The organism is Pseudomonas sp. PvP089 (assembly GCF_017875165.1).
In the GTDB taxonomy this organism is placed as follows: domain Bacteria; phylum Pseudomonadota; class Gammaproteobacteria; order Pseudomonadales; family Pseudomonadaceae; genus Aquipseudomonas; species Aquipseudomonas fortuita.
In genome coordinates, this window is the sequence record NZ_JAGGME010000001.1 from 6,293,013 (window position 1) to 6,305,296 (window position 12,284).

Consider the following 12,284-nt stretch of genomic DNA (forward strand, 5'->3'; position numbering starts at 1 on the left):
CCAGCGAATCCGGATATGTGATGTTTGTGGTTCGTTGCGAACTTTCGGTTCGTATCATCTTCACCACCGCAATCTGCGCGAGCAAATTGCTTGGGTGTTATATGGTCAAGCCTCACGGGCAATTAGTATTGGTTAGCTCAACGCCTCACAGCGCTTACACACCCAACCTATCAACGTCGTAGTCTTCGACGGCCCTTTAGGGGATTCAAGATCCCAGTGAGATCTCATCTTGAGGCAAGTTTCCCGCTTAGATGCTTTCAGCGGTTATCTCTTCCGAACATAGCTACCCGGCAATGCCACTGGCGTGACAACCGGAACACCAGAGGTTCGTCCACTCCGGTCCTCTCGTACTAGGAGCAGCCCCTCTCAAATCTCAAACGTCCACGGCAGATAGGGACCGAACTGTCTCACGACGTTCTAAACCCAGCTCGCGTACCACTTTAAATGGCGAACAGCCATACCCTTGGGACCGGCTTCAGCCCCAGGATGTGATGAGCCGACATCGAGGTGCCAAACACCGCCGTCGATATGAACTCTTGGGCGGTATCAGCCTGTTATCCCCGGAGTACCTTTTATCCGTTGAGCGATGGCCCTTCCATACAGAACCACCGGATCACTAAGACCTACTTTCGTACCTGCTCGACGTGTGTGTCTCGCAGTCAAGCGCGCTTTTGCCTTTATACTCTACGACCGATTTCCGACCGGTCTGAGCGCACCTTCGTACTCCTCCGTTACTCTTTGGGAGGAGACCGCCCCAGTCAAACTACCCACCATACACTGTCCTCGATCCGGATAACGGACCTGAGTTAGAACCTCAAAGTTGCCAGGGTGGTATTTCAAGGATGGCTCCATGAGAACTGGCGTCCCCACTTCAAAGCCTCCCACCTATCCTACACAAGCAAATTCAAAGTCCAGTGCAAAGCTATAGTAAAGGTTCACGGGGTCTTTCCGTCTAGCCGCGGATACACTGCATCTTCACAGCGATTTCAATTTCACTGAGTCTCGGGTGGAGACAGCGCCGCCATCGTTACGCCATTCGTGCAGGTCGGAACTTACCCGACAAGGAATTTCGCTACCTTAGGACCGTTATAGTTACGGCCGCCGTTTACCGGGGCTTCGATCAAGAGCTTCGCTTGCGCTAACCCCATCAATTAACCTTCCGGCACCGGGCAGGCGTCACACCCTATACGTCCACTTTCGTGTTTGCAGAGTGCTGTGTTTTTAATAAACAGTCGCAGCGGCCTGGTATCTTCGACCGGCATGGGCTTACGGAGCAAGTCCTTAACCCTCGCCGGCGCACCTTCTCCCGAAGTTACGGTGCCATTTTGCCTAGTTCCTTCACCCGAGTTCTCTCAAGCGCCTTGGTATTCTCTACCTAACCACCTGTGTCGGTTTGGGGTACGGTTCCCAGTTATCTGAAGCTTAGGAGCTTTTCTTGGAAGCATGGTATCAACCACTTCGTCGCCTAAAGGCAACTCGTCATCAGCTCTCGGCCTTGAAATCCCGGATTTGCCTAAGATTTCAGCCTACCACCTTAAACCTGGACAACCAACGCCAGGCTGGCCTAACCTTCTCCGTCCCTCCATCGCAATAACTGGAAGTACAGGAATATTAACCTGTTTTCCATCGACTACGCTTTTCAGCCTCGCCTTAGGGACCGACTAACCCTGCGTCGATTAACGTTGCGCAGGAAACCTTGGTCTTTCGGCGTGCGAGTTTTTCACTCGCATTGTCGTTACTCATGTCAGCATTCGCACTTCTGATACCTCCAGCAAGCTTCTCAACTCACCTTCACAGGCTTACAGAACGCTCCTCTACCGCATCACCAAAAGGTGATACCCGTAGCTTCGGTGCATGGTTTGAGCCCCGTTACATCTTCCGCGCAGGCCGACTCGACTAGTGAGCTATTACGCTTTCTTTAAAGGGTGGCTGCTTCTAAGCCAACCTCCTAGCTGTCTAAGCCTCCCCACATCGTTTCCCACTTAACCATGACTTTGGGACCTTAGCTGACGGTCTGGGTTGTTTCCCTTTTCACGACGGACGTTAGCACCCGCCGTGTGTCTCCCATGCTCGGCACTTGTAGGTATTCGGAGTTTGCATCGGTTTGGTAAGTCGGGATGACCCCCTAGCCGAAACAGTGCTCTACCCCCTACAGTGATACATGAGGCGCTACCTAAATAGCTTTCGAGGAGAACCAGCTATCTCCGAGCTTGATTAGCCTTTCACTCCGATCCACAGGTCATCCGCTAACTTTTCAACGGTAGTCGGTTCGGTCCTCCAGTCAGTGTTACCTAACCTTCAACCTGCCCATGGATAGATCGCCCGGTTTCGGGTCTATACCCAGCGACTAAACGCCCTATTAAGACTCGCTTTCGCTACGCCTCCCCTATTCGGTTAAGCTCGCCACTGAATATAAGTCGCTGACCCATTATACAAAAGGTACGCAGTCACCTAACAAAGTAGGCTCCCACTGCTTGTACGCATACGGTTTCAGGATCTATTTCACTCCCCTCTCCGGGGTTCTTTTCGCCTTTCCCTCACGGTACTAGTTCACTATCGGTCAGTCAGTAGTATTTAGCCTTGGAGGATGGTCCCCCCATATTCAGACAAAGTTTCTCGTGCTCCGTCCTACTCGATTTCATTGATAAGAGATTTTCGTGTACGGGGCTATCACCCACTATGGCCGCACTTTCCAGAGCGTTCCACTAATCTCAAACCAACTTAAGGGCTGGTCCCCGTTCGCTCGCCACTACTAAGGGAATCTCGGTTGATTTCTTTTCCTCAGGGTACTTAGATGTTTCAGTTCCCCTGGTTCGCCTCTTGCACCTATGTATTCAGTACAAGATAACCAGCTTATGCTGGCTGGGTTCCCCCATTCAGAGATCTCTGGATCACAGTCTGTTTGCCGACTCCCCAAAGCTTTTCGCAGGCTACCACGTCTTTCATCGCCTCTGACTGCCAAGGCATCCACCGTATGCGCTTCTTCACTTGACCATATAACCCCAAGCAATCTGGTTATACTGTGAAGACGACATTCGCCGAAAATTCGCACGTCGCTCTTTCGAGCAGAACTCACAAATTTTACCTTAGCCTGATCCACCAGCAGTGAAACTGGTGTTCAGTCTATTTCTATCACATATCCGAATTTTTAAAGAACGATCTGACAAAAGTCAGAAATCAACATTCATTCACGAATGTTCATTTCTAAGTTCTGACTAGCTACTGCGTACGGCGAAAGTGGTGGAGCCAAGCGGGATCGAACCGCTGACCTCCTGCGTGCAAGGCAGGCGCTCTCCCAGCTGAGCTATGGCCCCGTATTCTACGGCTAAACCATGTAATGGTAGGTCTGGGCAGATTTGAACTGCCGACCTCACCCTTATCAGGGGTGCGCTCTAACCAACTGAGCTACAGACCTATAACAGGGTCGCTTTACAGCATCGTCTTTTACAATGAATCAAGCAATTCGTGTGGGAGCTCATCAGCAGGCTGATGTCGTCGATTAAGGAGGTGATCCAGCCGCAGGTTCCCCTACGGCTACCTTGTTACGACTTCACCCCAGTCATGAATCACACCGTGGTAACCGTCCTCCCGAGGGTTAGACTAGCTACTTCTGGTGCAACCCACTCCCATGGTGTGACGGGCGGTGTGTACAAGGCCCGGGAACGTATTCACCGCGACATTCTGATTCGCGATTACTAGCGATTCCGACTTCACGCAGTCGAGTTGCAGACTGCGATCCGGACTACGATCGGTTTTGTGAGATTAGCTCCACCTCGCGGCTTGGCAACCCTCTGTACCGACCATTGTAGCACGTGTGTAGCCCAGGCCGTAAGGGCCATGATGACTTGACGTCATCCCCACCTTCCTCCGGTTTGTCACCGGCAGTCTCCTTAGAGTGCCCACCATAACGTGCTGGTAACTAAGGACAAGGGTTGCGCTCGTTACGGGACTTAACCCAACATCTCACGACACGAGCTGACGACAGCCATGCAGCACCTGTGTCAGAGTTCCCGAAGGCACCAATCCATCTCTGGAAAGTTCTCTGCATGTCAAGGCCTGGTAAGGTTCTTCGCGTTGCTTCGAATTAAACCACATGCTCCACCGCTTGTGCGGGCCCCCGTCAATTCATTTGAGTTTTAACCTTGCGGCCGTACTCCCCAGGCGGTCAACTTAATGCGTTAGCTGCGCCACTAAAATCTCAAGGATTCCAACGGCTAGTTGACATCGTTTACGGCGTGGACTACCAGGGTATCTAATCCTGTTTGCTCCCCACGCTTTCGCACCTCAGTGTCAGTATCAGTCCAGGTGGTCGCCTTCGCCACTGGTGTTCCTTCCTATATCTACGCATTTCACCGCTACACAGGAAATTCCACCACCCTCTACCGTACTCTAGCTTGCCAGTTTTGGATGCAGTTCCCAGGTTGAGCCCGGGGCTTTCACATCCAACTTAACAAACCACCTACGCGCGCTTTACGCCCAGTAATTCCGATTAACGCTTGCACCCTCTGTATTACCGCGGCTGCTGGCACAGAGTTAGCCGGTGCTTATTCTGTCGGTAACGTCAAAACACTAACGTATTAGGTTAATGCCCTTCCTCCCAACTTAAAGTGCTTTACAATCCGAAGACCTTCTTCACACACGCGGCATGGCTGGATCAGGCTTTCGCCCATTGTCCAATATTCCCCACTGCTGCCTCCCGTAGGAGTCTGGACCGTGTCTCAGTTCCAGTGTGACTGATCATCCTCTCAGACCAGTTACGGATCGTCGCCTTGGTGAGCCATTACCTCACCAACTAGCTAATCCGACCTAGGCTCATCTGATAGCGCAAGGCCCGAAGGTCCCCTGCTTTCTCCCGTAGGACGTATGCGGTATTAGCGTTCCTTTCGAAACGTTGTCCCCCACTACCAGGCAGATTCCTAGGCATTACTCACCCGTCCGCCGCTGAATCGAAGAGCAAGCTCTTCTCATCCGCTCGACTTGCATGTGTTAGGCCTGCCGCCAGCGTTCAATCTGAGCCATGATCAAACTCTTCAGTTCAATACTGCTTGGGTTTTTAAGAAACCCTAAACTTGGCTCAGCAATCTCAAATGACTATGTGATTTCTCGCATGGTCACTTGTGATGCTGATAATCTTTTTGACTATCAGTCCGTACTCACAAGCACCCACACGAATTGCTTGATTCGATTTGTTAAAGAGCGTTTGGTTAAGAGCTTTTCGTCTCAACCGAGGCGCGCATTCTACGCTTTCCTCAGAGCCTGTCAAGCGTTTATTTTGAAGTTTTTTGCGAGAAACTCGTTTAACTTCAAACACTTAACTCGCTTCGATCTCTCGTCGCGGGAGGTGAATAATACAGCATTCAAAAACGCTGTCAACCACCTTTTTGCTGCAGCTGGCTGACCTTGCGGCTTACCAGGAAGAAGCATGAGCTTCTACTTAAAGACAAAACCCCTACCTGCATGCGCAGATAGGGGTTTTGCGAAATGAATCTTGACGATGACCTACTCTCACATGGGGAAACCCCACACTACCATCGGCGATGCATCGTTTCACTGCTGAGTTCGGGATGGGATCAGGTGGTTCCAATGCTCTATGGTCGTCAAGAAATTCTGTAGCCAGAATGTCCAGATGAACAGCCCAGCGAATCCGGATATGTGATGTTTGTGGTTCGTTGCGAACTTTCGGTTCGTATCATCTTCACCACCGCAATCTGCGTCAGCAAATTGCTTGGGTGTTATATGGTCAAGCCTCACGGGCAATTAGTATTGGTTAGCTCAACGCCTCACAGCGCTTACACACCCAACCTATCAACGTCGTAGTCTTCGACGGCCCTTTAGGGGATTCAAGATCCCAGTGAGATCTCATCTTGAGGCAAGTTTCCCGCTTAGATGCTTTCAGCGGTTATCTCTTCCGAACATAGCTACCCGGCAATGCCACTGGCGTGACAACCGGAACACCAGAGGTTCGTCCACTCCGGTCCTCTCGTACTAGGAGCAGCCCCTCTCAAATCTCAAACGTCCACGGCAGATAGGGACCGAACTGTCTCACGACGTTCTAAACCCAGCTCGCGTACCACTTTAAATGGCGAACAGCCATACCCTTGGGACCGGCTTCAGCCCCAGGATGTGATGAGCCGACATCGAGGTGCCAAACACCGCCGTCGATATGAACTCTTGGGCGGTATCAGCCTGTTATCCCCGGAGTACCTTTTATCCGTTGAGCGATGGCCCTTCCATACAGAACCACCGGATCACTAAGACCTACTTTCGTACCTGCTCGACGTGTGTGTCTCGCAGTCAAGCGCGCTTTTGCCTTTATACTCTACGACCGATTTCCGACCGGTCTGAGCGCACCTTCGTACTCCTCCGTTACTCTTTGGGAGGAGACCGCCCCAGTCAAACTACCCACCATACACTGTCCTCGATCCGGATAACGGACCTGAGTTAGAACCTCAAAGTTGCCAGGGTGGTATTTCAAGGATGGCTCCATGAGAACTGGCGTCCCCACTTCAAAGCCTCCCACCTATCCTACACAAGCAAATTCAAAGTCCAGTGCAAAGCTATAGTAAAGGTTCACGGGGTCTTTCCGTCTAGCCGCGGATACACTGCATCTTCACAGCGATTTCAATTTCACTGAGTCTCGGGTGGAGACAGCGCCGCCATCGTTACGCCATTCGTGCAGGTCGGAACTTACCCGACAAGGAATTTCGCTACCTTAGGACCGTTATAGTTACGGCCGCCGTTTACCGGGGCTTCGATCAAGAGCTTCGCTTGCGCTAACCCCATCAATTAACCTTCCGGCACCGGGCAGGCGTCACACCCTATACGTCCACTTTCGTGTTTGCAGAGTGCTGTGTTTTTAATAAACAGTCGCAGCGGCCTGGTATCTTCGACCGGCATGGGCTTACGGAGCAAGTCCTTGACCCTCGCCGGCGCACCTTCTCCCGAAGTTACGGTGCCATTTTGCCTAGTTCCTTCACCCGAGTTCTCTCAAGCGCCTTGGTATTCTCTACCTAACCACCTGTGTCGGTTTGGGGTACGGTTCCCAGTTATCTGAAGCTTAGGAGCTTTTCTTGGAAGCATGGTATCAACCACTTCGTCGCCTAAAGGCAACTCGTCATCAGCTCTCGGCCTTGAAATCCCGGATTTGCCTAAGATTTCAGCCTACCACCTTAAACCTGGACAACCAACGCCAGGCTGGCCTAACCTTCTCCGTCCCTCCATCGCAATAACTGGAAGTACAGGAATATTAACCTGTTTTCCATCGACTACGCTTTTCAGCCTCGCCTTAGGGACCGACTAACCCTGCGTCGATTAACGTTGCGCAGGAAACCTTGGTCTTTCGGCGTGCGAGTTTTTCACTCGCATTGTCGTTACTCATGTCAGCATTCGCACTTCTGATACCTCCAGCAAGCTTCTCAACTCACCTTCACAGGCTTACAGAACGCTCCTCTACCGCATCATCATAAGATGATACCCGTAGCTTCGGTGCATGGTTTGAGCCCCGTTACATCTTCCGCGCAGGCCGACTCGACTAGTGAGCTATTACGCTTTCTTTAAAGGGTGGCTGCTTCTAAGCCAACCTCCTAGCTGTCTAAGCCTTCCCACATCGTTTCCCACTTAACCATGACTTTGGGACCTTAGCTGACGGTCTGGGTTGTTTCCCTTTTCACGACGGACGTTAGCACCCGCCGTGTGTCTCCCATGCTCGGCACTTGTAGGTATTCGGAGTTTGCATCGGTTTGGTAAGTCGGGATGACCCCCTAGCCGAAACAGTGCTCTACCCCCTACAGTGATACATGAGGCGCTACCTAAATAGCTTTCGAGGAGAACCAGCTATCTCCGAGCTTGATTAGCCTTTCACTCCGATCCACAGGTCATCCGCTAACTTTTCAACGGTAGTCGGTTCGGTCCTCCAGTCAGTGTTACCTAACCTTCAACCTGCCCATGGATAGATCGCCCGGTTTCGGGTCTATACCCAGCGACTAAACGCCCTATTAAGACTCGCTTTCGCTACGCCTCCCCTATTCGGTTAAGCTCGCCACTGAATATAAGTCGCTGACCCATTATACAAAAGGTACGCAGTCACCTAACAAGTAGGCTCCCACTGCTTGTACGCATACGGTTTCAGGATCTATTTCACTCCCCTCTCCGGGGTTCTTTTCGCCTTTCCCTCACGGTACTAGTTCACTATCGGTCAGTCAGTAGTATTTAGCCTTGGAGGATGGTCCCCCCATATTCAGACAAAGTTTCTCGTGCTCCGTCCTACTCGATTTCATTGATAAGAGATTTTCGTGTACGGGGCTATCACCCACTATGGCCGCACTTTCCAGAGCGTTCCACTAATCTCAAACCAACTTAAGGGCTGGTCCCCGTTCGCTCGCCACTACTAAGGGAATCTCGGTTGATTTCTTTTCCTCAGGGTACTTAGATGTTTCAGTTCCCCTGGTTCGCCTCTTGCACCTATGTATTCAGTACAAGATAACCAGCTTATGCTGGCTGGGTTCCCCCATTCAGAGATCTCTGGATCACAGTCTGTTTGCCGACTCCCCAAAGCTTTTCGCAGGCTACCACGTCTTTCATCGCCTCTGACTGCCAAGGCATCCACCGTATGCGCTTCTTCACTTGACCATATAACCCCAAGCAATCTGGTTATACTGTGAAGACGACATTCGCCGAAAATTCGCACGTCGCTCTTTCGAGCAGAACTCACAAATTTTACCTTAGCCTGATCCACCAGCAGTGAAACTGGTGTTCAGTCTATTTCTATCACATATCCGAATTTTTAAAGAACGATCTGACAAAAGTCAGAAATCAACATTCGATACAAATGTTCATTTCCAAGTTCTGACCAGGAAAAACGCTAGACCGATACAGGTCTTAATCGCCTTTTTACAATGAATCAAGCAATTCGTGTGGGAGCTCATCAGCAGGCTGATGTCGTCGATTAAGGAGGTGATCCAGCCGCAGGTTCCCCTACGGCTACCTTGTTACGACTTCACCCCAGTCATGAATCACACCGTGGTAACCGTCCTCCCGAAGGTTAGACTAGCTACTTCTGGTGCAACCCACTCCCATGGTGTGACGGGCGGTGTGTACAAGGCCCGGGAACGTATTCACCGCGACATTCTGATTCGCGATTACTAGCGATTCCGACTTCACGCAGTCGAGTTGCAGACTGCGATCCGGACTACGATCGGTTTTGTGAGATTAGCTCCACCTCGCGGCTTGGCAACCCTCTGTACCGACCATTGTAGCACGTGTGTAGCCCAGGCCGTAAGGGCCATGATGACTTGACGTCATCCCCACCTTCCTCCGGTTTGTCACCGGCAGTCTCCTTAGAGTGCCCACCATAACGTGCTGGTAACTAAGGACAAGGGTTGCGCTCGTTACGGGACTTAACCCAACATCTCACGACACGAGCTGACGACAGCCATGCAGCACCTGTGTCAGAGTTCCCGAAGGCACCAATCCATCTCTGGAAAGTTCTCTGCATGTCAAGGCCTGGTAAGGTTCTTCGCGTTGCTTCGAATTAAACCACATGCTCCACCGCTTGTGCGGGCCCCCGTCAATTCATTTGAGTTTTAACCTTGCGGCCGTACTCCCCAGGCGGTCAACTTAATGCGTTAGCTGCGCCACTAAAATCTCAAGGATTCCAACGGCTAGTTGACATCGTTTACGGCGTGGACTACCAGGGTATCTAATCCTGTTTGCTCCCCACGCTTTCGCACCTCAGTGTCAGTATCAGTCCAGGTGGTCGCCTTCGCCACTGGTGTTCCTTCCTATATCTACGCATTTCACCGCTACACAGGAAATTCCACCACCCTCTACCGTACTCTAGCTTGCCAGTTTTGGATGCAGTTCCCAGGTTGAGCCCGGGGCTTTCACATCCAACTTAACAAACCACCTACGCGCGCTTTACGCCCAGTAATTCCGATTAACGCTTGCACCCTCTGTATTACCGCGGCTGCTGGCACAGAGTTAGCCGGTGCTTATTCTGTCGGTAACGTCAAAACACTAACGTATTAGGTTAATGCCCTTCCTCCCAACTTAAAGTGCTTTACAATCCGAAGACCTTCTTCACACACGCGGCATGGCTGGATCAGGCTTTCGCCCATTGTCCAATATTCCCCACTGCTGCCTCCCGTAGGAGTCTGGACCGTGTCTCAGTTCCAGTGTGACTGATCATCCTCTCAGACCAGTTACGGATCGTCGCCTTGGTGAGCCATTACCTCACCAACTAGCTAATCCGACCTAGGCTCATCTGATAGCACAAGGCCCGAAGGTCCCCTGCTTTCTCCCGTAGGACGTATGCGGTATTAGCGTTCCTTTCGAAACGTTGTCCCCCACTACCAGGCAGATTCCTAGGCATTACTCACCCGTCCGCCGCTGAATCGAAGAGCAAGCTCTTCTCATCCGCTCGACTTGCATGTGTTAGGCCTGCCGCCAGCGTTCAATCTGAGCCATGATCAAACTCTTCAGTTCAATACTGCTTGGGTTTTTAAGAAACCCTAAACTTGGCTCAGCAATCTCAAATGACTATGTGATTTCTCGCATGGTCACTTGTGATGCTGATAATCTTTTTGACTATCAGTCCGTACTCACAAGCACCCACACGAATTGCTTGATTCGATTTGTTAAAGAGCGTTTGGTTAAGAGCTTTTCGTCTCAACCGAGGCGCGCATTCTACGCTTTCCTCAGAGCCTGTCAAGCGTTTATTTTGAAGTTTTTTGCGAGAAACTCGTTTAGCTTCAAACACTTGGCTCGCTGCGATCTCTCGTAGCGGGAGGCGAATCATACAGCGTTTAGAAGCGCTGTCAACCACCATTTCAACCGCTTGCGATCTTTCGATCGTAGCCCTTTCAACGCTACCTTAACTACCTAACTCATTGAATCTCAAGGAGTTTGTCGTTCCGATGTCGCTGGAAGTGGGGCGCATTATAAGGGGATTCGAAAGGGCGTCAACCATTAATTTCAAGAAACCGTAATATCGCTGAAAAGCAAAGCAGGGAGGCCTGGCGGCCTCCCTGCTTTTATATAGCACCCGCCGCTTCTACAGCACGCCGGCCTCCCGCAAGCGCTGCACCTCACCTGCCTCCAGCCCCAGCACTTCCCCCAGTACCGCCTCGGTATGCTCACCCAACAGCGGCGGCGCCCGTCGGTACTCCACCGGCGTCTCCGACAACCGTATAGGGCTGGCTACCTGCGGCACGGTACCCGCCAATGGATGCGGAATGTTCACCGCCAACCCACGCGCCAGCACCTGTGGGTCCTGAAACATCTGAGCCAGGTCATTGATAGGCCCGCACGGCACCCCAGCAGCCTCCAGCTGGGCAACCCATTCGGCGGTTGTCTTGAATACTGTGGCCTGGCGGATCAGTGGAATCAGCTCGGCCCTGTTGGCCACCCGCTGCTTATTGGTCAGGAAGCGTGGATCGTCCGCCCATTGTGGCTGCCCGGCCACTTCTGCGAATTTGCGGAACTGGCTGTCGTTGCCCACGGTAAGAATGAAGTCGCCATCCGCCGTCGGGAAGTCCTGGTAGGGCACTATATTGGGATGCGCATTGCCCAGGCGCCGAGGCGGGTTGCCCGTGGTCAGGTAATTCATGGCCTGGTTCGCCAGGCAGGCTACCTGTACATCGAGCAACGCCATGTCGACATGCTGGCCCACCCCGGTCTGCGCCCGATGGGCAAGGGCGGCAAGCATGGCCACCGTTGAGTACAGCCCGGTAAGGATGTCGGTAAGCGCCACACCCACTTTGACCGGCCCCGCGCCTTCCTCACCCTCCGGGCGGCCGGTCAGGCTCATCAGCCCACCCAGCCCCTGGATCATGAAGTCATAACCCGCACGCTTGGCATACGGGCCGGTCTGGCCGAAACCGGTAATGGAGCAATAGATAAGCTGCGGGTTGATCGCCTTCAGGCTCTGGTAGTCCAGCCCATAGGCCGCCAAACCACCCACCTTGAAGTTCTCGATGACAATATCGGACTTCGCCGCCAACTCACGCACCAGGCGCTGCCCTTCAGGCCGGGTGAAGTCGATGGTCACCGAACGCTTGTTACGGTTGGCCGACAGGTAGTAAGCCGCCTCGCTGGTGTTTTCACCCTCGGCATCCTTGAGGAAAGGCGGCCCCCACGCGCGGGTATCGTCACCACTGCCCGGGCGCTCCACCTTTATAACGTCAGCGCCCAGGTCAGCGAGAATCTGGCCAGACCATGGGCCGGCCAACACGCGCGAAAGGTCCAGCACCCGCAGATGTGATAGCGCGCCCATGGGCTGGCTCCTT

Annotated in this window: 1 protein-coding gene, 2 tRNA genes and 5 rRNA genes; all 8 read right to left on the minus strand. The window is 52.4% G+C overall.

What is annotated here, in order from left to right:
* Positions 1–101: 101 nt before the first annotated feature.
* A 23S ribosomal RNA gene (locus tag J3A71_RS28650) occupies positions 102–2,994 on the minus strand.
* A gap of 244 nt (positions 2,995–3,238) precedes the next feature.
* Positions 3,239–3,314, minus strand: a tRNA-Ala gene (locus tag J3A71_RS28655).
* A 24-nt stretch (positions 3,315–3,338) separates the two neighbouring features.
* Positions 3,339–3,415 (minus strand) — tRNA-Ile (locus J3A71_RS28660).
* A gap of 85 nt (positions 3,416–3,500) precedes the next feature.
* Positions 3,501–5,037 (minus strand): 16S ribosomal RNA (locus J3A71_RS28665).
* A 449-nt stretch (positions 5,038–5,486) separates the two neighbouring features.
* Positions 5,487–5,602, minus strand: a 5S ribosomal RNA gene (gene rrf / locus J3A71_RS28670).
* A 134-nt stretch (positions 5,603–5,736) separates the two neighbouring features.
* A 23S ribosomal RNA gene (locus tag J3A71_RS28675) occupies positions 5,737–8,628 on the minus strand.
* Between the two features lie 317 nt (positions 8,629–8,945).
* A 16S ribosomal RNA gene (locus J3A71_RS28680) occupies positions 8,946–10,482 on the minus strand.
* The 16S, 23S and 5S rRNA genes sit together here with 2 tRNA genes alongside, the layout of an rRNA operon.
* A gap of 568 nt (positions 10,483–11,050) precedes the next feature.
* Entirely contained in the window at positions 11,051–12,271 is a 1,221-nt protein-coding gene (locus J3A71_RS28685; protein ID WP_209953587.1) for a CaiB/BaiF CoA-transferase family protein, read from the minus strand.
* Positions 12,272–12,284 lie beyond the last annotated feature (13 nt).

Coding starts and splice junctions, on each gene's coding strand:
- J3A71_RS28685 (WP_209953587.1), bottom strand. CDS start 12,271: ATGGGCGCGCTATCACATCTGCGGGTGCTGGACCTTTCGCGCGTGTTG.